Origin of the sequence: Candidatus Symbiopectobacterium sp. NZEC151, assembly GCF_025962655.1 — a bacterium.
GTDB lineage: Bacteria > Pseudomonadota > Gammaproteobacteria > Enterobacterales > Enterobacteriaceae > Symbiopectobacterium.
This window is the reverse complement of the sequence record NZ_JAGFPE010000008.1, coordinates 102,110-127,380: the sequence shown is the minus strand read 5'-3', so window position 1 is coordinate 127,380 and position 25,271 is coordinate 102,110. Positions and strand designations below refer to the sequence as shown.

At 56.6% G+C, this 25,271-nt stretch carries 19 protein-coding genes; 10 read left to right on the top strand and 9 right to left on the bottom strand.

What is annotated here, in order from left to right:
* The 7 genes from J5067_RS20150 to J5067_RS20120 all read left to right on the top strand — a co-directional run bounded on the left by J5067_RS20150 (position 1) and on the right by J5067_RS20120 (position 6,501).
* A complete protein-coding gene (locus J5067_RS20150; RefSeq protein ID WP_264645608.1) occupies positions 1-2,103 on the top strand; it encodes an aldehyde ferredoxin oxidoreductase in 2,103 nt (700 codons plus the stop codon).
* A 16-nt stretch (positions 2,104-2,119) separates the two neighbouring features.
* Positions 2,120-2,842, top strand: a complete 723-nt coding sequence (locus tag J5067_RS20145; protein WP_264651870.1) for a YdhW family putative oxidoreductase system protein — start codon at positions 2,120-2,122, stop codon at positions 2,840-2,842.
* 60 nt (positions 2,843-2,902) lie between these two features.
* Positions 2,903-3,574: a 4Fe-4S dicluster domain-containing protein gene (locus tag J5067_RS20140; RefSeq protein WP_264625047.1), complete on the top strand. Its 672-nt coding sequence runs from the start codon at positions 2,903-2,905 to the stop codon at positions 3,572-3,574.
* Positions 3,571-4,356 carry a thiosulfate reductase cytochrome B subunit gene (gene phsC / locus J5067_RS20135; RefSeq protein WP_264645606.1) on the top strand — a complete coding sequence of 262 codons (786 nt, stop codon included), beginning with the start codon at positions 3,571-3,573 and terminating at the stop codon, positions 4,354-4,356. Before J5067_RS20140 ends, phsC begins: the two co-directional genes overlap by 4 nt.
* A 10-nt stretch (positions 4,357-4,366) precedes the next feature.
* Positions 4,367-5,368: a protein YdhT gene (gene ydhT / locus J5067_RS20130; RefSeq protein WP_264651869.1), complete on the top strand. Its 1,002-nt coding sequence runs from the start codon at positions 4,367-4,369 to the stop codon at positions 5,366-5,368.
* Positions 5,369-5,536: 168 nt separating this feature from the next.
* A complete protein-coding gene (locus J5067_RS20125) occupies positions 5,537-5,941 on the top strand; it encodes a hypothetical protein (RefSeq protein ID WP_264651924.1) in 405 nt (134 codons plus the stop codon).
* A gap of 11 nt (positions 5,942-5,952) precedes the next feature.
* Positions 5,953-6,501 (top strand): RNA polymerase sigma factor, encoded by a 549-nt coding sequence (locus J5067_RS20120; protein ID WP_264651868.1) that lies wholly within the window; start codon positions 5,953-5,955, stop codon positions 6,499-6,501.
* Between the two features lie 13 nt (positions 6,502-6,514).
* Here the strand turns inward: J5067_RS20120 and J5067_RS20115 are convergent, their stop codons facing one another.
* Positions 6,515-8,710 (bottom strand): YgiQ family radical SAM protein, encoded by a 2,196-nt coding sequence (locus tag J5067_RS20115; RefSeq protein ID WP_264651867.1) that lies wholly within the window; start codon positions 8,708-8,710, stop codon positions 6,515-6,517.
* A gap of 226 nt (positions 8,711-8,936) precedes the next feature.
* On the opposite strand from J5067_RS20115, the gene J5067_RS20110 reads away from it, so the two are divergent.
* Positions 8,937-9,596, top strand: coding sequence for an epoxyqueuosine reductase QueH (locus tag J5067_RS20110; RefSeq protein ID WP_264645729.1), 660 nt, complete (start codon positions 8,937-8,939; stop codon positions 9,594-9,596).
* A gap of 140 nt (positions 9,597-9,736) precedes the next feature.
* Here the strand turns inward: J5067_RS20110 and glgP are convergent, their stop codons facing one another.
* From glgP to glgB, 5 genes are all read right to left on the bottom strand, one after another.
* The gene (gene glgP / locus J5067_RS20105) at positions 9,737-12,184 is read right to left on the bottom strand and encodes a glycogen phosphorylase (RefSeq protein WP_264645602.1); all 2,448 of its coding nucleotides are present in this window, start codon (positions 12,182-12,184) and stop codon (positions 9,737-9,739) included.
* Between the two features lie 217 nt (positions 12,185-12,401).
* Positions 12,402-13,832, bottom strand: coding sequence for a glycogen synthase GlgA (gene glgA / locus J5067_RS20100; RefSeq protein WP_264651866.1), 1,431 nt, complete (start codon positions 13,830-13,832; stop codon positions 12,402-12,404).
* Positions 13,833-13,912: 80 nt separating this feature from the next.
* Entirely contained in the window at positions 13,913-15,190 is a 1,278-nt protein-coding gene (glgC, locus tag J5067_RS20095) for a glucose-1-phosphate adenylyltransferase (protein ID WP_264645600.1), read from the bottom strand.
* Between the two features lie 3 nt (positions 15,191-15,193).
* Positions 15,194-17,191 (bottom strand): glycogen debranching protein GlgX, encoded by a 1,998-nt coding sequence (glgX, locus tag J5067_RS20090; protein ID WP_264651865.1) that lies wholly within the window; start codon positions 17,189-17,191, stop codon positions 15,194-15,196.
* Positions 17,188-19,368 carry a 1,4-alpha-glucan branching enzyme gene (glgB, locus tag J5067_RS20085; protein ID WP_264651864.1) on the bottom strand — a complete coding sequence of 727 codons (2,181 nt, stop codon included), beginning with the start codon at positions 19,366-19,368 and terminating at the stop codon, positions 17,188-17,190. The genes glgX and glgB overlap by 4 nt, the downstream gene beginning before the upstream one ends.
* Before the next feature lie 450 nt (positions 19,369-19,818).
* Here glgB and J5067_RS20080 point away from each other — a divergent pair, with 450 nt between their 5' ends.
* Entirely contained in the window at positions 19,819-21,537 is a 1,719-nt protein-coding gene (locus J5067_RS20080; protein ID WP_264645597.1) for a sensor histidine kinase, read from the top strand.
* Positions 21,538-21,620: 83 nt separating this feature from the next.
* Positions 21,621-21,863: a type II toxin-antitoxin system ParD family antitoxin gene (locus J5067_RS20075; protein WP_264628940.1), complete on the top strand. Its 243-nt coding sequence runs from the start codon at positions 21,621-21,623 to the stop codon at positions 21,861-21,863.
* Between the two features lie 42 nt (positions 21,864-21,905).
* On the opposite strand, the gene opp1C is transcribed toward J5067_RS20075, so the two are convergent.
* The 3 genes from opp1C to nikA are packed head-to-tail and all read right to left on the bottom strand — an operon-like array spanning position 21,906 to position 25,249.
* Positions 21,906-22,766 carry a nickel/cobalt ABC transporter permease gene (opp1C, locus tag J5067_RS20070; RefSeq protein WP_264651863.1) on the bottom strand — a complete coding sequence of 287 codons (861 nt, stop codon included), beginning with the start codon at positions 22,764-22,766 and terminating at the stop codon, positions 21,906-21,908.
* On the bottom strand, positions 22,763-23,701 hold the full coding sequence (gene opp1B, locus J5067_RS20065; RefSeq protein WP_264645595.1) for a nickel/cobalt ABC transporter permease: 939 nt from the start codon (positions 23,699-23,701) through the stop codon (positions 22,763-22,765). Before opp1B ends, opp1C begins: the two co-directional genes overlap by 4 nt.
* Positions 23,702-23,716: 15 nt before the next feature.
* The gene (nikA, locus tag J5067_RS20060) at positions 23,717-25,249 is read right to left on the bottom strand and encodes a nickel ABC transporter substrate-binding protein (RefSeq protein WP_264651923.1); all 1,533 of its coding nucleotides are present in this window, start codon (positions 25,247-25,249) and stop codon (positions 23,717-23,719) included.
* Between the last annotated feature and the right edge of the window lie 22 nt (positions 25,250-25,271).

Genomic DNA, 25,271 nt, shown 5'->3' with positions numbered 1-25,271 from the left:
ATGATTAACGGTTGGACAGGTAATATATTACGTATCAACTTGAGCACCGGCACCATCAGCAAAGAAGATTCCAGCCAATATAAAAAGATGGTTGGCGGGATGGGCTTTGGCTATAAAATCATGTACGACGAGGTGCCAGCCGGAACAAAACCTTTCGATGAGGGCAATAAAGTTGTTTTCGCCGTCGGACCGCTGACCGGCTCCGGCGCACCGTGCAGTTCGCGCGTCAATATTACCTCACTGTCGACCTTTACCCGGGGCCATCTGGTTGTTGATGCGCATATGGGGGGGTTCTTTGCCGCCTACATGAAATATGCGGGCTACGACGCCATTATTATTGAAGGCAAAGCAGAAAAACCGGTCTGGATTAATATTCAGAACGATGAAGTTAACATTGAAAATGCCGCTTTCCTATGGGGAAAAGGCACGCGAGCCACCACCGAAGAAATTTGTCGCGCCACCAGTGAAGAAACCTGCGTCGCGGCTATCGGCCCGGCCGGGGAAAATCTGGTGCCGCTCTCCGGCATTCTAAATAGCCGCAACCACAGCGGTGGCGCAGGCGTAGGTGCGGTGCTCGGTTCCAAAAATCTCAAAGCCATCGCGGTGTGGGGTAGCCACGGCGTTAACGTCGCGAATCGCGAAGAACTCAAAGCGCTCAACGAATACATGATGACGCAGCTCATCGGTGCCAACAATAACCACGTTGTCCCGAGCACACCACAAGCATGGGCTGAATATTCTGACCCGAAATCACGCTGGACCGCGCGTAAAGGCCTGTACTGGCAGGCGGCGGAAGGCGGCCCGATTGAAACCGGCGAAATCCCGCCGGGCAACCAGAACACCGTCGGTTTCCGCACCATGAAATCCACCTTCGATCTGGGACCCGCAGCGGAAAAATACACGGTGAAAATGGGCGGATGCCACTCCTGCCCGATCCGCTGTATGTCGCAGCTTAACGTGCCGCAGGCCAAGCAGTTTGGCGGCCCGACCACCGGCGGAAACACCTGTGTAGCCAACTTTGTACACACCACCATCTTCCCCAACGGCCCCAAAGATATCGCGGAAAAAGGCGATGGCAACGTGGTCGGAAACCTGGTCGGTCTGAGCATCTTCGACGACATGGGATTGTGGTGTAACTACGGTCAATTGCACCGGGACTTCACCTACTGTCATACCCACGGCGTGTTCAAACGCGTATTGCCCGCCGAAGAGTATGCGTCCATTCCCTGGAAGCTGATGGAAGAAGGCGATCCGAACTTTATCAAGGATATCTACCATCGTCTGGCCCACCGCATTGGCGAGTTCAGCCATTTGTCCGACGGCTCCTATTTCATCGCAGAGCGCTGGAATCTCGGGCCCGAATATTGGAATTACGCCAAAAACAAGCTGTGGTCGCCCATGGGCTTCCCGGTGCACCATGCCAACGAAGCCTCGGCGCAGGTGGGGACAATCGTCAACTGCATGTTCAACCGCGATGCCATGACGCACACCCACATTAACTACATTGGCAGCGGCCTGCCGCTCAAGCTGCAAAAAGAGATCGCCGCTGAGCTGTTCGGCTCTGCTGACGCTTTTGACGAAACCAAAAGCTACACCCCCATCAACCGCTACAAGATTGATTACGCCAAGTGGACGCTGCTGAGAAGCTGCCTGCACGACGCCGTGACGCTGTGTAACTGGGTGTGGCCGATGACGGTATCACCGCACAAAAGCCGTAACTACCGCGGCGATCTGGCGATGGAGGCGAAATTCTTTGCTGCCGTCACCGGCGAAGATACCACCGAAGCCAGCCTCGATCTGGCGGCAGAACGCATCTTCACGTTACACCGCGCCTACACCGTCAAGTTGATGAACACCATGGATATGCGCCGTGAGCACGATCAGATCTGTGACTGGGTGTTCGATAAGGATCCGAAACTGCCCGCGTTCAGCGAGGGCACCGACAAGATGGATCGCGACGACGTGCAGAAATCGTTGACGATGTTCTACAGCGCCATGGGCTGGGACCCTGAACTGGGCTGCCCGACGCGTGCCGTTTTGGAGCGTCTTGACCTGAAAGAAATCGCAGACGATTTGGCGGCGCACAACCTGTTGCCGGCCTGAGTACAAGGCATCAATCATGAAAACTGTTGTGGATAGCCAAACAACGCCTGCTGATGAATTGCCGGATGCGGCGCTTGCCGCCACAGAGGACGTTGCAGACAGCGATGCACCGGACCTGCGCCGGCGCAGGTTGTTGCTGCCGTTAAGCAACGCACTGCGCGATGCACCGACAGCGCAGGAAACCACGCCGGTAGAGGAGGAGCCCAAAGCCCCCCACCTCGTTCTGGCGGATTACCTGCGTGGCTGCTCTGCCAACGGTGCGGTGGTGGATCGGTGCGAGCTGTTAGCGCCGCCCTGCGCGTTAAGCGAAGAGGAGCTGGATGTCCTGTTGATGCAGATTCGTGCCGAAGAACAAGGCAGAGATATCGTCGAAATAGCGCAGCAGGACACCTGTTTCTACTACTCCGACCGTTACATGAGCCATAACTACGCGCGGATTTTGGTCTTTACGCACGAGCAGGATGCCTGCGCTACGTTGGCGCAGACCGTCCGCTTTGAGTGCGAGACCTATCCGCGTCCGTTCAAGGCCGGCATGTTGGCGCTGCACCCGTATGGATTTGATGACGACAAGATCGCAAGCACCTTGCGCTTTCTCGCCGACACCGAGGCTTATCAGGATATTCACCCGGTAGAAGCCTCCAACGGTGCCATCTATCTGTACAGCGACCGCTACATGAGTGTTGGCAAAGCCCAAGGGCTCTGTGAATGGATTGAGGTGGAACAATATGAGAACCCCTAGCCCGCGCGCCCGGTATGCGTGGATCACAATGAATAACGTACTTTCTGGGAGGCATGGAAGATGACATGCTCACGCCGTAAATTTGTCCTCGGCATGGGGTCGGTGATTTTTTTCAGCGCACCGGTTTTCTCGGCATTGGGTAAAGCGGAAAAAGGCGCCCCCGTGCGCTATGCCATGATCCATGATGAAGTGAAGTGCAACGGCTGTAATATCTGTACCGTTGCCTGTCATAAGGTCAATAAGGTGCCTACCGGCGCGGCGCGCATGAGCATTGCGCACATTGCGATGACGCCGCCTGAATCCGGTAATACTTATCACTTTTTCCGTCACTCTTGCCAGCAGTGCGAAGATGCGCCGTGCATTACCGTCTGCCCGACGGGTGCGTCCTACCGCGACGACAGCAACGGGATCGTGCGGGTGGATAAGCCCAAGTGCATTGGTTGCAGCTACTGCATCTCCGCATGCCCGTATCAGGTGCGCTACCTGAACCCAGTGACCCATGTGGCGGATAAATGCGACTTCTGTCTGGAATCGCGCCTGATGAAAGGGTTCCCGCCGATTTGCGTCAGTGCCTGCCCGCAAAATGCCCTGATCTTCGGACGGGAGGACAGCGAGGTGGTGCAAAACTGGCTGAAAACACACGACTACTATGAGTATCAGTTGCCAAATGTGGGCAAACCGCACCTCTATCGTCGGCCGGGCCCCCACGAAGTGAAGAAGGTGAACGTATGAATATCATGGCTAACGCTGAGCAATTTCAGTCCCAGCTGTATCAGTATGTTTATCTCTACACCCCCGACTATTGGCCTATCTGGCTGATTCTGGCTGGCGTGGCGTTTGTCGGCATGCTGGGCGTGTTGGCGCTGCACGGTTTCCTGCGTTACCGCTTCGCTGCACCGCATGCCGCCGGACACGAGGAGAAGGTGTATCTCTACTCGCGTGCAGTACGCCTGTGGCACTGGAGCAACGCGCTGCTGTTTATCCTGTTGCTGGCGAGCGGTTTCATCAACCACTTTGCGCTGCTCGGCGTGCACGATACTGCGCTGTTGGTGTCGCTGCACAGCCTGTGCGGCTATCTGTTACTGGTGTGCTGGCTGGCGTTTGTGCTGATTAATGCGCTGGGCGGCAACGGACACCATTACGTTATCGAGCGGCAAGGATGGGGCCAGCGGGCTTTTCTGCAAGTGCGCTTTTATCTCTACGGCATTATCAAAGGCGAAGACCATCCGTTCCCGGCCACACCGCGCGCCAAATTCAACCCGCTACAGCAGGTGGCTTATCTGGGGGTGATGTACAGTCTGGTGCCGCTACTGCTGCTCTCAGGCGTTGTGTTGCATAACCCGCTGTGGCTGCCCGCCGGATGGGTCCTGGTGAAAGCCTGGCTGCTGCCGGTGCATTTTATGCTGGCGGTACTCAGCGTGTTCTTTATCTGTGGGCATCTCTATCTGTGCACCACCGGGCGCACGCCGACCCAGACCTTCCGCAGTATGGTCGATGGCTACCACAGGCACTAACGGAGCGCCCATGATGCCGACCCACGGAGAACCACACATTACGCGTGAACAGCTGCGCGCGCTGCACGTCAGCCGCGACGTGTATCGCTGGTTCCTGCGACGTTTTCCAACGGGCGGCAGCTATCAGGCAATTCATGAGGCGCTGATTGGCGAGGGTCACAGCGCCTGGCTGGAAAGTCTGGTGGATTATGCCTATGCGCACAGCTTTGGCGCACTGGCGTTTCTTGAACAGGAGATCGGCAGTGCCAGAGCGATGGCGGCGCAACTCACGCACAGTCAGGCAGAGCAGTTGCGCATCACCCCGCGCGGCCACGCCACTGGCCGCTTCACGCCGATGCTGTCGTGCACCTTGCAATTTGCCAGCGGCGATCATGCTTTGAATATCGGCTGCTCCGGCTTTCAGAGCAACCTGGCCGCCACCGGCAACGGCAACTTTATCGGCCAATCTGGCGATAACGGCAGTATCGCCAACGCAGGCTACGGCTGCCAGTTGGTAAGCAGCAGCTTTGCCGCCAAAATGAGCAATACCGGGCAGAACTGCCGCCTCAGCGCGTTGGGCGATCGTGCGCGCATTGCCAACTGCGGCAATGCGACCAAAATCAGCAGTGCCGGTCGCGGCACTCACATCACCAGCAGCGGCAGACGCAATTACCTCGCCAGCCAAGGCGCGTCAACGCGCGTGGCGAATGCCGGCGATGGCAGTCATATCCACACGCAGGGGGCAGGCAGTCGCATCACCAACAGCGGCGATAACGTCACGCTACAGGCCAGCGGTGCCGACAGCGTGTTTTGCTCTAGCGGCAGCGTGCAACAGTTCACGCTGGGCGTCGGTGGCTGTGCAGCACTCAGCTACCATGACGGTAAACGCCTGCGTTTTATCACCGTGTACGAAGGGGAAAACGGCATTGTTGCCGGTGTCACCTACCACCTGACAGAACAAGGCAAGATTGAAGCCTTAGACGATCCGCTCGCGGATAACAGCCTCGCTCCTGCCCACTGCGTCAACGGCTAATGCTCTCTGCCTAACGGCATCACACCGCTATTCCGACGCACCGCCTTTCGCTCCAGCCCCTTTTTTTTAAAAAATTTGCCTCCTGATGCAAATATTTCTCCGCCTGATTCGTCTACCTCTTTATCAGAACAACACGGAGTAGATGAGATGCACGATCGTAAATTTAAAATGCTGGGTATTGGGCTGCTGGCGGTTGTGGCGATTGCCACACTGGTGATGCTGCTGTGGAATGCCTTGCTGCCCGCCATTTTTGGCGTCCAAAGCATTGGCTTTTTCCAGGCGCTGGGGCTGCTGATCCTGTGTAAGATACTGTTTGGTGGCATCGGCTATCGCGGATTTTTTGGCCGCCACGGGCGCGAAATGCGTGAGCGTTGGTTAGCCATGAGTCAGGAACAGCGTGACGCCTTTTTCCACCAACGGGGATTTGGCCCACAGGGGGACCACTGCGGTCACCGTTTTCATCACGGCCCTTTCGCGCACCGTCGTGGTAGACATCAAGCGTGTCATGACAGTCAGGATGACGCCCCGGTGCCAAGCGAAAAACCCGCCGACCAAAGCGGAAAAACGGAGTAATGGCGAACGCCATGCAAAGGCAAAACGTTCTGCTCACCGCGCTGGAAGCCTGTCAACGACGACTGCGTGCGTTTATTGCCCGACGCACGCGCAACACGGCGGAAGCGGAAGATATCTTTCAGGAAATCAGCTATCGGCTGATCAAAGCCGACAGCTACCTCGACCCGATAGAGCACGTCTCTGCCTGGCTATTTCGTGCTGCGCGCAACGAGTTGGTCGATCGCTCGCGCAAGCAACACGACATAGCGCTTACAGAAATGGCAACGGAGAGCTGGCCGGAAGGCGATGAACTGGCCGATATTCTGTTCAGCCCACCTGACAGCGCGGAGGATGCCTATCTGTACCAACTGGTATGGGAAGAGTTGGCGGCAGCACTGGAAGAGATGCCGCCGCTGCAACGAGAAGCCTTTGAAAAAACCGAATTGCAGGGCTACAGCTTCAAACAGCTGGCGCAGGAAACCGGCATCCCCGTGGAAACCCTGCTGTCACGCAAACATCAGGCGGTGCAGTTTCTGCGCGTCCGGTTACAGTGGCTTTATCAGGCCGTGACGCAAGCGTGAGGTAATGGCTCACTCACCGCTTTCCGACCTGCCCCTGCTTATTGCTGGCTTTTCCAACGCTTTTCTTCACCGCAGGCCGCCGACCTTCCCCGGTGAAACGGGTGAGCGCGGGCTGCGCGGTTTTATCCTGCGCCGCATTTCGTTTGTGAGCGGGTTTGACATTGCGGCGCTCATCAACCGTTACCACTGGCACCAGACATTCACGGCGATTACCGATCAGGTGCTTCATGCCCATCGCGGTTAACGCTTCACGGATCAGCGCCCAGTTAGCCGGATCGTGATAGCGCAGCAGCGCTTTATGCAAACGGCGCTGGCGATCGCCACGCGGCACCACCACTTCTTCACTGTGATAATCCACCTTGCTGAGCGGATTCTTACCGCTGTAATACATAGTGGTAGAGCTGGCGAGCGGTGAAGGATAGAAGTTTTGCACCTGATCCAGCCGGAAGCGGTTCTTTTTCAGCCACAGCGCCAGATTGACCATATCCTCATCGCGCGTGCCGGGGTGAGCGGAAATAAAGTACGGGATCAGATACTGCTCTTTTCCCGCCTGACGCGAGTAGGTATCAAACAGCTCTTTAAAACGGTGGTAGCTGCCCATGCCGGGCTTCATCATCTTCGATAATGGCCCTTGTTCCGTGTGCTCTGGCGCAATCTTCAAGTAGCCGCCCACGTGGTGCTCGGCCAATTCCTTGATATAGCGTGGATCTTCTACCGCCAGATCGTAGCGTACCCCAGAGGCAATCAGCACCTTCTTGATGCCCTTAAGGGCGCGGGCACGGCGATAGAGCTGAATGGTCGGCTCATGGTTGGTATCCATGTGCGCGCAAATTTCAGGATAGACGCAAGACGCGCGGCGGCAGGTTTGCTCCGCTTTGGGCGACTGGCAGCGCAGCATGTACATATTGGCGGTGGGTCCGCCCAGATCGGAGATAATGCCGGTGAATCCCGGCACTTCATCACGGATCGCTTCAATTTCCTGCACAATCGACTCTTGCGAACGGCTTTGAATGATGCGCCCTTCGTGTTCGGTGATCGAGCAGAACGCACATCCGCCAAAACAGCCGCGCATGATATTGATGGAAAAGCGAATCATGTCATAAGCCGGGATGCGCGATGTGCCATAGGAGGGGTGCGGCACCCGTTGATACGGCAAGGCATAGACCGCGTCCATCTCATCCGTTTGCAACGGAATGGCCGGTGGATTAATCCACACATAGCGGTCGCCGTGTTTTTGCATCAGCGCACGCGCACTGCCCGGATTGGTTTCATGATGCAGGATGCGAGAGGCGTGCGCGTACATCACCTTGTCGTTTATCACTTTTTCAAACGAGGGCAGCAGCACATAGGTTTTTTCCCACGGCTTTGGCTTGTGTGCCCGCACGGTGATGGGCTTGCCGCTGGTGGAGCCTTTTACCGTGTGCGCCACGCAGGGCAAATCATCACCGTAGGGATTGAGGATAGGCTCAATGCGGCCAGGGCTGTCCAGACGCGTGGAATCCACCCCCGTCCAGCCAGGCAGCGCGGTTTTACGCAGCACGGCGGTATTGCGCACGTCCACAATCGAGCTGATAGGTTCTCCCGCCGCCAGGCGGTGTGCAATTTCCACCAGCGGCCGCTCGCCGTTGCCGTAGATCAACAGATCGGCCTTGGCATCCACCAGCACCGAACGTCGCACCTTATCCGACCAATAGTCGTAATGGGCGATGCGGCGCAGGCTGGCTTCAATGCCGCCCAGCACCACCGGCACATCGCTAAAAGCTTCCTTGCAGCGCTGAGTATAAACCAGCGTGGCGCGGTCCGGACGTTTACCGGCGATATTATCTGGCGTATACGCATCATCATGGCGCGCTTTGCGATCGGCGGTGTAATGGTTGATCATCGAGTCCATATTGCCCGCCGTCACGCCGTAAAACAGGTTCGGCTTGCCCAAACGCATAAAGTCGTTTTTCTGCGTCCAATCCGGCTGGGCAATAATCCCAACTCGGAACCCCTGCGACTCCAGCATCCTGCCGACGATCGCCATGCCGAAGCTGGGATGATCCACATAGGCATCTCCCGTCACCAGCACGATATCGCAACTGTCCCAGCCCAGTTCATCCATCTCAGCGCGGCTCATCGGCAAAAATGGCGCAGTGCCGTAGCACTCGGCCCAGTAGCGCGGGTAAGAAAACAGATGGCGTTCAGGAACAATCAGGCTTGTGGACACGGTCAACTCTTCAACACAGGGGGTTATCAGGGCCGGAAATTCTACCTATTTCCCCAGAAAAAGGGTGGGAATTTACACTGGAAATGAGACAGATCATGAAAATCGCCCTGCGCAAAAAACGCGCAGCCGACGTTGCAAGAAAACGCACCGGATGAAGCCGTTAGCCATCCTGCACGTATGCAATGCTACACTTCAGGCAAGTATAGCCAGCCAGATAAAAGAATATATGACCAGCACTGCATTGAAACGCCCGATACTGACGCTGCCAAACGGGGCAGACAAACTCCTGCTGCATTCCTGCTGCGCCCCGTGTTCAGGGGAAGTGATGGAAGCCATTCAGGCATCAGGAATTAACTACACCATTTTTTTCTACAACCCCAATATTCATCCGCAGAAGGAGTATCTCATCCGCAAGGAAGAGAATATTCGCTTCGCAGAGCAGCACGGGGTGCCGTTTGTCGATGCCGATTACGACATGGATAACTGGTTCGAACGGGCAAAAGGCATGGAGTGGGAACCGGAGCGCGGCGTGCGCTGCACCATGTGTTTTGATATGCGCTTCGAGCGCACCGCGCTGTATGCGGCGGAAAACGGCTTTAGCGTGATCAGCAGTTCACTCGGCATCTCACGCTGGAAAAACATGCAGCAAATTAATGACTGCGGCCAGCGTGCCGCCTCGCATTACTCGGGCATGGTGTACTGGGATTACAACTGGCGTAAAGGGGGCGGCTCTGCGCGCATGATAGAGATCAGCAAGCGGGAGCAGTTTTATCAGCAAGAATACTGCGGTTGCGTTTATTCTCTGCGCGACAGCAATCTGCACCGCAAATCGCAGGGCAGGCCGCTGATTAAAATCGGGAAACTGTATTACGGTACAGGAGAGTAATCACGCGGGTGATCCCGCCCCCCACCGTCATTCCCGCGCAGGCGGGAATCTCTTGCCGAAGAAACGCGTTTATCCTCACAGAGATCCCCGGCTTTCGCCGAGGATGACGTGAGAAAAGACGAGGATGACGTGGGGGGAAGTTACAGCCGTATCGGTTTGATATCCCAGATATCGTCGGCATACTCCTGAATGGTGCGGTCAGACGAGAAGTTACCCATATTGGCGATATTGAGGATGCTCCTGCGCGCCCATTCATCCGGGTTGCGATACAGCTCGTCCACCCGGTCATGGGTATCGACATAGCTGCGATAATCCGCCAACAGTTGCCAATGGTCGCCAAAATTCACCAACGAATCGAACAGATCGCCGTAGCGTCTGGGATCGCTTGGGCTGAAAACGCCGGTAGCGATCTGCGTAAGCACCCGACGCAGTTCCTCATCCTTCTCGTAAATTTCACGCGGGTTGTAGCCGTTCTTGCGCAGCGCCTCCACCTGTTCCGTGGTGTTGCCAAAAATAAACATGTTCTCTTCGCCAATGTGCTCCAACATTTCCACGTTGGCCCCATCAAGTGTACCGATGGTCAATGCCCCATTAAGCGCAAATTTCATGTTACTGGTGCCGGAGGCTTCGGTCCCCGCCAGCGAGATCTGCTCGGACAGATCGGCAGCAGGAATAATTACTTGCGCCAGACTGACGCTGTAGTTGGGAATAAACACCACCTTCAGCTTGTCGTGCATGTCGGGATCGTGGTTGATCACCGCCGCCACATCGTTGATCAAGTTGATGATGTGCTTCGCCATGTAGTAGGCCGACGCCGCTTTGCCCGCGAAAATCGCCACGCGCGGCACGCGCTTGGCCTTGGGTTCATCCTTGATGCGGTTATACAGCGTAATGATGTGCAACAGATTGAGCAGTTGCCGTTTGTACTCATGAATGCGCTTGATCTGCACGTCGAACAACGCCTCAGGATCGATAACCACATCCAGATGCTCGGCCACGTACTCCGCCAGACGTTGCTTGTTCGCCAGCTTCGCCTTACGCACCTTCTGCACAAACGCCGGGAAATCCGCCTGCGGCTTGATATCTTCCAACTGGCTGAGGTTGGTACGCCAGTTCTTACCAATCGCGTCATCCAGCACTTTCGACAACGACGGATTCGCCAGCGCCAGCCAGCGTCGCGGCGTAACGCCGTTGGTCTTGTTGCAGAAACGATCGGTGTAGATACGCGCAAAATCCGCAAACAGCGACTGCACCATCAAATCGGAGTGCAATTCCGACACACCATTCACCTTGTGGCTGGCGACCACCGCCAGCCACGCCATGCGCACCCGGCGACCGTTGGTTTCATCAATGATGGAAACGCGCGCCAGCAGGCCGTTGTCTTTCGGGAATTTCTTTTGCACTTCTTCAAGAAAGTGCTCGTTAATTTCAAAAATCAGTTGCAGATGGCGTGGCAAAATCTTGCCCAACATGTCCACCGGCCAGGTTTCCAGCGCTTCCTGCATCAGCGTATGGTTGGTGTAAGAGAAGACGCTCGTCACCACCTGCCAGGCATCCAGCCATTTGAATTTGTGTTCATCGATCAGCAGGCGCATCAGCTCGGGGATCGCCAACACCGGATGGGTATCGTTGAGGTGGATGGCAAATTTATCCGCCAGGTTGTCATAGGTGTTATGCATCATCCAGTGACGGCTGAGGATATCCTGCACCGTGGCAGACACCAGAAAATACTCCTGGCGCAGACGTAACTCGCGCCCGGAGTAGGTTGAATCATCGGGATAAAGCACCCGCGACACGTTCTCCGAGTGGTTCTTGTCCTCCACCGCGGCAAAGTAGTCACCCTGATTGAACTTGCCCAGATTGATTTCACTGCTGGCCTGCGCGCCCCACAGCCGCAGCGTGTTGGTCGCATCGGTGTCATAGCCGGGGATTATCTGATCGTAGGCGCTGGCAATGATCTCTTCGGTTTCCACCCAGCGCGCCTTGCTCCCTTCCTGCTGCACGCGCCCGCCAAAACGCACCGTATAGCGCGTGCTGTGACGCGGGAATTCCCAGGCGTTACCGTATTCCAGCCAATAGTCAGGCGATTCCGCCTGCTGACCGTTAACAATCTTTTGCGCAAACATGCCGTATTCATAGCGAATGCCATAACCACGGCCGGGCAGCGCCATCGTCGCCAGCGAATCCAGGAAGCAGGCCGCCAAACGCCCGAGGCCACCGTTACCCAGCCCGGGATCGTTCTCTTCCTCGATCAGCTCATCCAAATCCAGCCCCATGTCGTCCAGCGCCTGCTTCAGATCCTCGTACAATCCCATCGCCAGCAGCGCATTCGACAGCGTTCGGCCCAGCAGGAACTCCATCGACAGATAGTAAACCTGTCGCACATCCTGCGAGAGCTGCGCCCGATTGGAGCGCAGCCAGCGCTCCACCATGCGATCGCGCACCGCGAGCAGCGTGGCGTTCAGCCACTCGTGCTTGTTGGCGATAGAGGGATCTTTACCTATGCTGAACATCAACTTATAGGCAATGGAATGCTTTAGCGCGTCCACGCTGAGCGTGGGTGAGTTGTAGATAAACGGAGAGTTCATTACGTTTATTCCCAATCATGAGTATTACGACAAGCGTTGTTTGACCGAGATCGCGAACGCCCCTGCATGTTGTTCTCACCATGCAACGCACGGCCATACCCGTCATTCTTCAAGTTGCAGGTGCGTTGGCTGCGTTCTCTCACCCGAATCACTTACCGGTGTAAGTTCATCGGGATTCCTTCACTTGCCGCCTTCCCGCAACTCGAATTATTTAGGGTCATAAGCGCTGGTAAAGTGCACGATATGCCTGCGCAGCTACCTGCCAGCTAAAGTCCATCGTCATCGCCTGACGTTGCACATAACGCCACAGCGTGGGACGAGACCACAACACAAACACGCGGCGAATCGCTCGGGAAAGCGCGCCGACATTGCAATCGCTGAAGGAAAAACCGGTGGCAAGGCCATCAGCCAGATTCTCCAGCGAGCAATCCGCAACGGTATCCGCCAAACCGCCGGTATGACGCACCAGCGGCAGCGTACCGTACTTCAACCCATACAACTGCGTCAGCCCACAGGGCTCAAAACGACTGGGCACCATGATGACATCGGCACCGCCAATAATGCGATGCGAAAACGCTTCGTGATAGCCAATTTGTACCCCAACCTGTCCGGGATATTCCGCCGCCGCCGCCAGGAACCCTTCCTGCAAATCGGCATCACCCGCGCCCAACACCACCAATTGCGCCCCCTGGTCCAGCAGTTCCGGCACCGCCTCCAGCACCAAATCCAGTCCCTTTTGATGCGTCAGACGACTGACGATGGCAAACACCGGGATTTTCTCATCCACGGTCAATCCCATGGAGATTTGCAGTTGGCGCTTGTTATGCGCTTTATTGACCAGCGTGTCACGGGCGTAGGGGTGCGACAGCAGCGCATCGTGCGCCGGGTTCCAGATGGCATCATCAACACCATTAAGAATGCCCGACAACCGCCCTTCCTCTTCCCGCGTGCGCAGCAGCCCTTCCATCCCGTAGCCAAATTCAGGCAGCGTGATTTCGTGGGCATAGGTCGGGCTGACGGTGGTGACACGATCGGCGTAAAACAGCCCGGCTTTCAGGTAGGAGATCTGCCCATAAAACTCCAGGCCGTACACCTGGAAGAAATCACCCGGCAGTTGAATATCTGCCATATGACGGGCGTGGAACAACCCCTGAAACGCCAGATTGTGCACGGTAAACACCGATTTGGCGGGACGATGGCGCGCCGCCAGATAGGCGCAGGTTAACCCCGCGTGCCAGTCATGGGCGTGTACCACCTCGGGCCGCCAGTAGGGATCGAGCCCGCATGCCATTTCACAGCCCACCCAACCCAGCAGCGCGAAGCGCAGGTAATTGTCCGCATAGGCGTACAGCGCCGGATCGTGGTACGGGCTGCCCGCACGTTCATACAGCTCCGGTACATCGACCAGGTAAATGCCTACGCCGTTGAAGTGACCATAAAGCAGCGCCATGCGCCCAGCAAAGGTCTCCAGCTCACAGACCGTTTGCAGGTTGGCTACACCTTTTTTCAGATCGGGAAAGGCGGGCAGAATGACACGCACATCCAGCCCGGCTTCGATTTGCGCTGCTGGCAACGCCCCCGCAACGTCCGCTAATCCGCCAGTTTTCAGCAGCGGAAACAGCTCTGAACATACATGTAATACCCGCATTCTTGCTCCCACATTCCCCTCACCTGCGATGTCGTGACATGCATCGTCATCACTCACATCGCACATCGCATCATCGTGAACTACAGCTTCGCCAACATGGCACGTGTCACCAGCACAATCCCCTCTTCCGAGCGGTAGAAGCGGCGGCTGTCCTCGGCGGCATTTTCACCAATTACCGTGCCTTCCGGCAGGATACACGCACGGTCGATGACGCAGCGCCGCAAGCGGCACGAACGCCCGACGTTGACATCCGGCAGCAACACGGACGAATCGATGCTGCAAAACGAGTTCACCCGCACCCGGGGAAACAGCACCGAATGCGTCACCACCGATCCCGATACGATACAACCCCCGGACACCAGTGAATTCATGGTCATACCGTGGCTGCCCGAGCGGTCCTGCACGAACTTGGCCGGTGGCAGTTGATCCATGGCAGAACGTATTGGCCAGTTTCTGTCGTACATATCCAGATCGGGCGTAACGGAGGCCAAATCGAGGTTAGCCCGCCAATAGGCCTCGAGCGTTCCCACATCGCGCCAATAATGGCAGTCATCCTGACCCGACGTGACGCAGGAGAGCGAGAACGGATGCGCCCAGGCATCGCGTTGTGCAACAATTTTCGGGATCAGATCTTTGCCAAAGTCGTGTGAAGAGCCCGGCTGATTGACGTCCTCTTGCAATAAACGATAAAGATAGTCCGCATTAAAAACATAGATCCCCATGCTGGCGAGCGCCATTTCGGGATCGTCCGGCATCGGTGTGGGCTGTTCCGGCTTCTCATCAAAGCTCAAAATACGCCGCTGTTTATCCACGCTCATGATGCCAAACGCATTCGCTTCTTTGAGCGGCACCGGCAAGCACGCCACGGTGCACTGCGCCTGTTTGTCGACGTGATCGATAAGCAAACGCGAATAGTCCATTTTGTAGATGTGATCGCCCGCCAGAATCACCACATACTCCGCACGATAGCGCCGAATGATGTCGAGGTTTTGACAGACGGCATCCGCCGTGCCGCGATACCAGTGATCGGTCTCCTGCCGCTGTTGTGCAGGCAGCAGATCGACAAATTCATTCATCTCAGCATTGAGGAAAGACCAGCCACGCTGAATGTGCTGCACCAGCGTGTGAGATTGATATTGGGTGATCACGCCGATGCGGCGAATCCCCGAATTCAGACAGTTCGACAGGGCGAAATCAATGATGCGGAATTTGCCGCCAAAATGGACGGCGGGCTTGGCGCGCAGCGCGGTCAGGTCTTTCAGGCGCGAGCCGCGCCCGCCTGCCAGAATCAGCGCCACTGATTTCAGTGGAAGCTGCCGTGCGAGCATCAAGGGATCATGCTTCTCATTATTTACCATGGCCTACTCCTTACTGCGGCGTGTACAGACACACACCGATTGGGCATTCCCTTGCCAACACCCGCCGCGCAGCGCTTTCGAGGCCTCGAACGGCGGCGACACCAGCCAATCTCCTGCGGGCAGCGACATCTCGCACGGCGACGCACTCGCATTAATCAGCAGTAACCAATCAGATGACAGGACGATTTGTAAACGGCGCTCTCCTTGCTCCCAGGCCGACGGCGTGAGCGGCTGCGCCCGTTCATTCAGCCACTGCACACGGCCATCCCCATCTTGCCACCAGGCATCCTGCCGTAGCGCCGGAATGGCGCGTCGCAGCCGAATCAGCCCGGCGGTAAAAGCACTTAAGGCGGTATCCGCCGTTTCCCAGTTCAGCCAGGTCAGGCCGTTATCCTGGCAGTAGGCGTTGTTATTCCCCTGCTGGCTGTGACCCTGCTCATCCCCGGCCAGCAGCATGGGCGTGCCCTGCGACAGCAGCAATGTTGCCAGCAACGCACGCTGGCTGGCCGCGCGGCGCGCCAACGTGGCGTCATCCGCCTCCAGCCCTTCGGTGCCGTGATTGTTGCTGAAATTGCTGTCTGTGCCATCGCGGTTATCTTCCCCATTGGCGTGGTTGTGCTTATGGTTGAAGCTGACCAGATCGCGCAGCGTGAAGCCATCGTGTGCGGTGAGCTTGTTCACCGACGCATGGGGCAAACGGGGATGATGCTGAAAGATATCGCTCGAGGCGGCAAAGCGGCGGGCAAAACCGCCCAGAGAAATATCGCCGCACAGCCAGAAACGCCGCATATCGTCGCGGTAGCGATCGCTCCATTCGGCGAAGGGCGCAGGGAAACGCCCGAGCTGATAGCCGCCGTCGCCAATATCCCAAGGCTCGGCAATCAGTTTCACGCCGTGCAACCGCGGCGCCTCACGCAGCGCGGTGAGCAACGGTGCTGCGGGGTCAAACGCCGGTGTTCTGCCCAATACCGTGGCCAGATCGAAACGGAAGCCATCCACGTGGCACGCTTCACGCCAGAAAATCAGGGACTGCATCACCCAGTCGATCACCGCAGGATGGTTGAGGCGCAGCGCATTACCGCAGCCGGTCCAGTTGTGGTATTCGCCCTGTTCGGTCAGCCAGTAATAGCTCTGGTTATCGATACCGCGCAGTGACAGCGTCGGCCCTTCGACATCCAGCTCCGCCGAGTGGTTAAACACCACATCAAGGATCACTTCGATACCCGCGCGGTGCAGTGCCTTAACCATATCGCGAAATTCATTGAGTGCGTCATCACGCGCCGCCAGGCTGGTTTCAACGGCAAACGGCAACAGCACGTTGTAGCCCCAGTAGTTACGCAGCCCGAGTTTCTGCAAGCGCGGCTCATCGGCGTGCTGCTGCACCGGCAGCAGTTCGATGGCAGTGATACCCAGATTTTTCAGGTAGTTGATCATGACCGGGTGTGCCACACCGCTGTACGTCCCACGCAGTTCAGCGGGAATCTCGGGGTGTAGCTGGGTTAAGCCACGCACGTGCGCCTCATAGATCACGCTCTCGCCCCACGGGATGGCTGGCGGGGCGTCATCCTCCCAGTCATAGGCGTCATCGACTACCATGCCTTTCGGCATCACCTGAGCGCTGTCGCGCTCGTCTGGCACATCAATGCCACCCTGTAGACTATCGTCATCAACCACCCAGCCATCTAACTGGCGAGCACAGGGATCGAGCAGCAGTTTATTCGGATTAAAGCGATGGCCCTGTTGCGGCGCGAAGGGGCCATAGACGCGGTAGCCATAGCGCAGTCCGGGGCGCGCAATGGGCTCCTGCTCGGTAAGCGGCAAATAGCCGTGCCAGATATCTCCCGTGCGGGATGGCAAGGTAAAGCGGTGCTCCTGCTGGTGCGCATCAAACAGACACAGTTCTACCCGTTCTGCATGGGCAGAAAACAGCGCAAAATTAATGCCCTGTTGATCGACGCTGGCACCCAATGGCGCGGGCTTACCCGGCAGCAGTGCGGTCATGGCACCTCCTTCGCCAGATAGATCGTCGCCAGCGGCGGCAGCGTTAACACCAGCGAATGGGAGCGCCCGTGGCTGCTGATGGCCTCACTCTCCAGCGCGCCGCCGTTACCCAGATTGCCGCCGTGATAATGCCAGGAGTCGGTATTGAGAATTTCGCGCCAGCGTCCCGGCTGATTGATACCGATGCGGTAACCTTCACGCGGCACCGGGGTGAAATTGCTGACCACCAGCACCTCGTTGCCTTGCCTGTCGCGGCGCACAAAGGCGAATACCGAGTTTTCCCGGTCATCCACCACCCGCCATTCAAAGCCTTCCGGTTGAAAATCCAGCTGATACAGCGGCGGCTGGGCGCGGTAGCAGTGGTTCAAATCCTTCACCAACTGCTGTACGCCACGGTGCCATCCTTCCGGTTCATCCAGCAGATGCCAGTCCAGGCTGGCATCGTGATTCCACTCCCGTCCCTGAGCGAACTCGCCGCCCATAAACAGCAGTTTTTTACCGGGAAAGGCCCACATAAAGCCGTAATAAGCGCGCAGATTGGCAAATTTTTGCCACACATCGCCCGGCATACGATCGAGCAATGAACGCTTGCCGTGCACCACCTCATCGTGTGACAGCGGCAGAATAAAATTCTCGCTGTAGGCATAGAGCATGCCAAACGTCATCTTGTCGTGGTGATACTTGCGATGCACCGGATCCTGCTGCATATAGCTCAGCGTGTCGTGCATCCAGCCCATGTTCCACTTGTAATGGAAGCCCAATCCGTTGCAACCCGGCGGCAGCGTCACCCCCGGATAGTCAGTGGACTCTTCGGCCACGGTGATGGCATCAGGACGCGCATGTCCCAGCATATTGTTGGTGTAACGCAGGAAGGCGATGGCTTCCAGATTCTCTTTGCCACCGTAGTAATTGGGCACCCATTCGCCTTGTGCCCGGCTGTAGTCGCGGTAAACCATCGAAGCGACGGCATCCACCCGTAGGCCGTCGATGCCGTAATGCTCCATCCAGAACAACGCATTACCCGCCAGATAGTTGCGCACTTCATGGCGGCCATAGTTATAAATCAGGGTGTTCCAATCCTGATGAAAACCCTCTTTCGGATCGGCATATTCATACAGCGCCGTACCGTCAAACTGCGCCAAACCATAAGCATCGGTCGGAAAATGACCCGGCACCCAATCCAGCAGCACGTTAATGCCCGCCTGGTGTAGGGTATCGACAAAGCCGCGAAAATCCTGCGGCGTACCAAAACGTCGCGTCGGCGCGTACAGACCGAGCGGCTGATAGCCCCAGCTACCGTCAAACGGATGTTCGTTGATGGGAAGCAGCTCAATATGGGTGAACCCCATCTCGTTGGCATACTCCGCCAGCTGCGTTGCCAAATCCTGATAGCTCAGCCAAAAGTTATTGTCGGTATGGCGTCGCCAGGAGGCGAGGTGAACCTCATAAATCGAGATGGGTGCATCGAAGTTGTTCGCCTGTCGCCGCTGCGCATTCGGTTCAACTTTGGGCGGCAACCGGACCACGCAGGAGGCGGTTTCCGGGCGCATCTGCGCTTCAAACGCGTAAGGGTCGGCCTTGAGCTGCACATTGCCGTGCACATCAACCACTTCATATTTGTATAGCTGCCCGGCATGCACCGCAGGCAGGAAAATTTCCCAGATGCCGTTTTCACGCAGCAAACGCATCGGATGGCGGCGACCGTCCCAGAAATTGAACTCGCCCACCACGGAGACCCGTCGTGCGTTCGGTGCCCACACGGCAAATCGAGTGCCCTCAACCCCATCCAACGTCACCAGATGCGCACCAAGGCGTTCGAAGGGACGCAGGTGAGTTCCCTCTGCCAGCAGCCAGATATCCATGGCGTCCAACAGCGTGCCAAACCGGTAGGGATCGTCGATAACCAAAGCGGTATGCGCCCAGGTGACGGCCAGTTGGTAACTAAAGGGGCGTTTACGACGGGGAAGCACCGCACAGAAAAAACCGCGATCGTCGATGCGCGGTAGCTGCCCGACTTTGCGCCCGGTAGCACCATCCAGCACCCAGACGTCCAGCGCATCAGGCAGCAGCGCACGCACTTCAAGCCCATTTTCGGTTTCATGCATGCCCAACAGGGAGAAAGGATCGGCGTAATGACCAGCAATCAGCGAGTTGATCGCACCGGATAATTCCGACATGGTATCCATCCTCTAATTAACCGATTGAATTTATTATGCAAATACGTCATCAGTCCGATGTCGTATTTTTACCACCTCAAATAAATCAATAAAAAACAATACGTTAATAGAAATCTAACGAAGTACCCTAATGAGGTGTAATCACGCACAGGAAAAGGCAACAACTCATACGCCGTTATTTGTAAGTCTAGTCAATAAAACAGAAAGCACGGGGCGAAACTTAAAATTTTCCTTTAATTTTTATATGAATAAGTTATGACACAGTTGTTAATGATTCTATTCATCCCTCCTTACGTTTCCCTCAGCACTTTTGCACTACGGCGCGAAAATCTGGCAAAAACAGCCAGAGAAAAGTGCAAAAATTCTTCACAGTCCGTACTTATCCGCATTCGATCGCGTTACAATTGCCGATGCATGTCTCCCCTGCATGCGTAGTGAGGTATTTTTTTCATGGTCAGCCAAATCGATTTGATTCTCTCGTTGCTCCAGCAGATGTGCGTCTATCTGGTGATTGCGTATTTGCTGAGTAAAACGCCGCTGTTTATCCCGCTGATGCAAGTCACCATTCGTTTGCCGCACAAGCTGGTGTGCTATCTGGTGTTTTCCATGTTTTGCATCATGGGCACCTATTTCGGCCTGCACATTGACGATTCCATCGCCAATACGCGCGCCACCGGTGCGGTGCTGGGCGGGATGCTGGGCGGGCCATCGGTCGGTTTTCTGGTCGGCTTGACCGGCGGGTTGCACCGTTACTCCATGGGGGGGATGACGGCGCTGGCTTGCATGGTATCGACGATTACGGAAGGATTGATCGGCGGCCTGCTGCACCGTTATCTGCTGCGACGTAACCGTATCGATATGCTGTTCCAGCCGCTGGTGGTGGGGTTGACCGCTTTGGTGGCGGAACTGCTGCAAATGGTCATTATTCTGCTGCTGGCACGCCCGTTCGACAGCGCAGTTGAGCTGGTCAAAGACATTGCGCTGCCGATGATGATCACCAACACCGTAGGTTCCGCCATGTTTATGCGCATTCTGCTCGACAGACGCGCCATTTTCGAAAAATACACTTCGGCGTTCTCTGCCAAGGCGCTGCAAATCGCCGCGCGCGCGGAAGGGGCGTTACGCCAAGGGTTCGATCAGCAAAACAGCACGCGCGTAGCGCGCATTCTCTACGAAGAGTTGGGCGTCGGTGCCGTTGCCATTACCGATCGCGATAAGCTGCTGGCGTTTATCGGACTGGGTGACGATCACCACAAGGTGGGCTCACCGATTACCTCGCTGCATACTCACCGCGCCATCGACAATAATCAGGTGGTGTACGCCGACGGCAATGAAGTGCCCTATACCTGCTCCGTCTCGGCCCACTGCAAGCTCGGCTCGACGCTGGTGATCCCGCTGCGCGGCGAAGAACAGCGCGTGATCGGCACCATCAAGCTGTATGAGCCCAAGAACAAGCTGTTTTCCAGCATCAACCGCACGCTGGGAGAAGGTATTGCGCACTTGCTTTCCGCCCAGATTCTGGCCGGGCGTTTCGAGCAGCAAAAACAGCTCCTGGCGCAGTCGGAAATCAAGCTGTTGCACGCGCAGGTCAACCCGCATTTTCTGTTTAATGCGCTCAACACGCTTTCCGCCGTCATCCGGCGCAACCCGGACCACGCGCGGCAACTGGTGCTTTCGCTTTCCACTTTCTTTCGCAAAAACCTGAAGCGCAGCAACGATGAAGTGTCGCTGCGCGATGAGATGGAACACGTCAACGCCTATCTGGAAATTGAGAAGGCGCGTTTCGCCGACCACATGACGGTCGAGATTACGCTGCCGGAAGAACTGATGGATGCGCGTTTGCCTGCATTCTCGTTGCAACCTATCGTAGAAAACGCCATTAAACACGGCATTTCGCAGATGATAGAGAGCGGCCACATCCACATCAGCGGCCGCTACCGCGCCAATACGCTGGAACTGATGGTCGAGGATAATGCAGGCACCTATCAGCCGCCCACCGGGGGTGACGGTCTAGGCATGAATCTGGTCGACCGCCGCATCAAGGCGCGCTACGGCAACCGCTACGGCATTACCGTCGAGAGCGAAGCCGATACCTTTACCCGGGTGGAAGTGCGTGTTCCGCTGATTCAACCGAAAAAGGCGCTGGCAGATATCGAGCGTGCGGCGTAGAAGCGGTAATGGATTTCTGGGGTTGATTGACACCATCAGGCCCGCTTTATATCATTGTGTTAATAATTAACACAGGAGGCGCTATGGCCAGAACAACCAGTATCACTATTGGTGAACAACTTGACACCTTTGTCAGCCGGTTGATTGACAGCGGCCGTTACGGTTCGACCAGTGAAGTGGTGCGTTCCGCACTGCGCCTGCTTGAACAGCAAGAGTGTCACCTGGAAACACTGCGCAATGCTATTGATGCAGGAGAAAACAGCGGTGAAAGCGACCTGACGCTGCGTGAAATCGCCGCGCGAAAAAAACGGGAGCTAAATGTATAAGCTCTCTAATTTTGCAGTAGACGATTTTGCCAGAATCTATGGCTAGGAAAACGGAGACGCCGCGCGGCCTTCATCCCCGCCGGTAACATCCAGCGCATCACGTAAGCTATCCCCAAGGTAGTGACAGGCAGCAACCACCAGCACGATAGCGATCCCGGCGGGCAGCATCTGTTCCGGATGCACCATCATCACGTTTTTCGCCTCCCCCAGCATCGCCCCCCACTCCGGGGTGGGGGGCTGCACGCCCAGCCCGAGAAAAGAGAGCGCCGAGAGCAGCAGGATAACCGCGCCGCTGTCCGTTGTTGCCAGCACGATCAGTTCCGCCGCCGTCACGGGCAGCAGGTGCCGCCGTATCAAATAACCGGGAGAGGCACCCAGCAGGCGAGCATAGTGGATATAGTGTTTATCGCTGTACTGAAGCACAATGCCGCGCACCATACGGGCATACCATGCCCACTTCACCAGCACCACCGCCAGCAGGATATTTTGCAGCCCCGGCCCCAAAATGCCGACCAGCGCAAAGATCATCACCTCGCCGGGAAAAGAGAGTATCAGATCGCACAAACGCATCAGCGCAGCGTCAATCCGCCCGCGCAGGTAACCTGCCAGCATGCCGAGCACGGTGCCCGTCAGCATGGTAGCCGCCATCGCCAACAGAGCGACAAATAACGTATTGCGGATGCCAAACAGCAAGCGCGACAAGACACAGCGACCGAGATGATCGGCCCCCAGCGGATAATTCAGGCTGATGCCGTGGTATTTATCGCGCCAGGAAACCAGCAACGGATCGTGGGGTGCCAGCCAGGGAGCCAGCAGACCCGCCACCATCACAGCCAGCAGAAACACCAGACTGAGCAACGCCAGCGGATCGCGCGTAATGCTACACCACAGGCGGCGAATCATTGCGCTACCCCACGACGCAAACGGGGATCGAGCCACATCAGCAGGATATCGATGAGAAAATTGCCCACCACAAACAGCAACGCCATTAACAGCACATAGGCTTGAATTATCGGGTAATCACGCTGAAAAATTGCCGAAACGCACAAACGCCCCAACCCCGGCCAGGAAAAGATGTTCTCGATGATCAGCGTACCGGCAAACAGCTTCGGGATACTCATGCCAAGCGCCACCAACGGCGAATACAGTGCATTGACCAGGACATGACGCCACAGAATACGACTCGAACTCAGCCCGCGCGCGCGCGCATAATCGACATAGGGTTGATGCAGGTGTGCCAGCATATTGGCACGCAGCAGGCGCACATAGGTGCCCAGATAGCCCAACGCCAGCGTCAGTGCGGGCAGGATAACCGCCCCCGGCGCATCAATCCCGCCCACCGGCAGCCATTGCCATTTCACCGCCAGCAGCCAGAGCAGCAGCAGCCCCACCCAGTAATTAGGCATCGCCGTCAGAAAAAACAGGCCAGCGCGCAGCAGTTTGTCTGGCCAACGCCCGGCGCTCACCACGCACAGTGAGGCTATCGCCAGCGATAACATCACAATCATCGCCAGCGCCGTTGCTGCCAGCCACAGCGTTGCTGGCAGCGCCTGCGCCAATTCATGGCTGACCGCCGTGCGCGTCACAAACGACGTGCCCCAATCCAATTGCACGCAGCGCGCCAACCAGCGCAGATACTGCTGCCACAAGGGCGCATCCAACCCCAGTTCCAGACGCAGTGCGGCAATGGCCTCCGGCGTCGGAACGATCATATTGACGCGTAACGCCACCTCCGCCGGATCGGAAGGCGATAATTGGATAAGCAAAAACGTGACAACGGTAATCAGGAGCATCAGCGGCACCATTAACAGCAGCCGATGCAACACATAACGCCCCATTACACTCGCCCAGACCTATCGAAAATACATTTTTTCAAAGGGGATTTCATACTGTGAAGGATTGAAAGATACCCCCTGTAACGCCGGACTAAACACCGCTTTGGTGCGCGAGTAGGTCAGCGGGATGTACACCCCTTCCTGCGCCAGCGTCAAGAATATCTGGCGATAGAGTGCCTGGCGTTTCACGTCATCAGGCTCGATCAGCACGGCACCAATGGCAGCATCGATCTCCGCTTTATTCGGCAACCCCTTTTGCCCCTGATAATCGGCGTGCGCCGGAATACGGAACGACGACACATAGGATTGCGGATCGTAAGGCGTGCCCCAGGAAAGCGAGTACTGAATATCAAAATCGCCAGACTTCTGCCTGTCCAGATACGCCTGTTTTTCTTCGCCCAGCAGATCGACAGTGACGCCAATCTGCCGGAAATCGCTCTGCACCACCTCAGCAATCTGCCGTTCGCCCGCATTATTGCTGTTGTAGGAGAACACCAGACGTAATGCCACTCCCTGCTTTTCTCGTTGCGCGGCACCTTTTGGCAGCACCCAGCCAGCGGCGTCCAGCAACGCCGCTGCGCGTGCGCGGTCAAAGGGATAAATTGGCAAATCGGCAATATTGGCGTAGGGCACCGTGCGTGCCAGCAGCGTGTCGGCCACGCTTTCACTGCCAGACATCACCCCTTGCGCAATCGCCTGTTTGTCCACCGCATATTGCAACGCAACCCGCACCTGCCTGTCAGATAACGCAGGGCGACTGCTGTTCAACACCAAAGCACGCGAGGCAATAGGCGCACTGATCAGCGTGTTAAAGCGTCCTGCCGCTTGCAGCGCAGCAAAGTTATCACCGTCCAGCATGTCGCCATCAGCACCGAAAATCAGTTGAATATCGCCCTTTTCAAACGCCATCAACATGCTTTGCCTGTCGGGAATCACCCGCCAGACCACGCGCTGTAAGGCTGGCACGCTCCCCCAGTAATGTGGGTTTGCAGTAAAAACCGCATATTGATTCTTTACCTGTTCACTGAGCAGCCACGGCCCGGTGCCTGCGTAGCCGCTGACGCCCTCTTTGGTTTGGCCGTTGATAAAGTTTTTCGGTGAGATAAAACGAAACGGCCGCGTCAACCCCAATTCCACCAAGGTCGGGTAGTAGGGATGGCGTAAATGCAGCACCACGGTGGCATCGTCAATGACCTCAACGCGTTCAATCTGCCGCACCAGCTCCAGCCAGGCATGACGTTGATAATTGGCCAACACCGCATCGATATTCAGTTTTACCGCCGGCGCGTTGAACGGCTCGCCGTCGCTGAAGCTCACGCCCTGTCGCAGATGGAAGGTATAGGTTTTACCGTCTGGCGAAATCACCCAGCGCTCCGCCAGCCAGGGTTGCACGCCATTGTCGGTATTCACCACCAGCGACTCAAACACCATATTCTGCGCCGCCATCTCACCACTGTAGAGATGCGGGTTGATATCACGAATGTCCTTGGTGCTGGCATAATTGAGCGTCGTAGGCGTTTGCGCCGTTGCACTTGCCATGCCCAGCAACATCAGCGCCGCCAGAAAAAATCCG

Coding starts and splice junctions, on each gene's coding strand:
- J5067_RS20125 (WP_264651924.1), top strand. CDS start 5,537: ATGCTGGGTATTGGGCTGCTGGCGGTTGTGGCGATTGCCACACTGGTG.
- nikA (WP_264651923.1), bottom strand. CDS start 25,249: ATGTTGCTGGGCATGGCAAGTGCAACGGCGCAAACGCCTACGACGCTC.
- glgA (WP_264651866.1), bottom strand. CDS start 13,832: ATGCGGGTATTACATGTATGTTCAGAGCTGTTTCCGCTGCTGAAAACT.
- glgP (WP_264645602.1), bottom strand. CDS start 12,184: ATGAACTCTCCGTTTATCTACAACTCACCCACGCTCAGCGTGGACGCG.
- phsC (WP_264645606.1), top strand. CDS start 3,571: ATGAATATCATGGCTAACGCTGAGCAATTTCAGTCCCAGCTGTATCAG.
- J5067_RS20075 (WP_264628940.1), top strand. CDS start 21,621: ATGGCCAGAACAACCAGTATCACTATTGGTGAACAACTTGACACCTTT.
- J5067_RS20145 (WP_264651870.1), top strand. CDS start 2,120: ATGAAAACTGTTGTGGATAGCCAAACAACGCCTGCTGATGAATTGCCG.
- glgX (WP_264651865.1), bottom strand. CDS start 17,191: ATGACCGCACTGCTGCCGGGTAAGCCCGCGCCATTGGGTGCCAGCGTC.
- glgB (WP_264651864.1), bottom strand. CDS start 19,368: ATGTCGGAATTATCCGGTGCGATCAACTCGCTGATTGCTGGTCATTAC.
- J5067_RS20080 (WP_264645597.1), top strand. CDS start 19,819: ATGGTCAGCCAAATCGATTTGATTCTCTCGTTGCTCCAGCAGATGTGC.
- ydhT (WP_264651869.1), top strand. CDS start 4,367: ATGATGCCGACCCACGGAGAACCACACATTACGCGTGAACAGCTGCGC.
- opp1C (WP_264651863.1), bottom strand. CDS start 22,766: ATGATTCGCCGCCTGTGGTGTAGCATTACGCGCGATCCGCTGGCGTTG.
- opp1B (WP_264645595.1), bottom strand. CDS start 23,701: ATGGGGCGTTATGTGTTGCATCGGCTGCTGTTAATGGTGCCGCTGATG.
- J5067_RS20140 (WP_264625047.1), top strand. CDS start 2,903: ATGACATGCTCACGCCGTAAATTTGTCCTCGGCATGGGGTCGGTGATT.
- J5067_RS20120 (WP_264651868.1), top strand. CDS start 5,953: ATGCAAAGGCAAAACGTTCTGCTCACCGCGCTGGAAGCCTGTCAACGA.
- glgC (WP_264645600.1), bottom strand. CDS start 15,190: ATGGTAAATAATGAGAAGCATGATCCCTTGATGCTCGCACGGCAGCTT.
- J5067_RS20110 (WP_264645729.1), top strand. CDS start 8,937: ATGACCAGCACTGCATTGAAACGCCCGATACTGACGCTGCCAAACGGG.
- J5067_RS20150 (WP_264645608.1), top strand. CDS start 1: ATGATTAACGGTTGGACAGGTAATATATTACGTATCAACTTGAGCACC.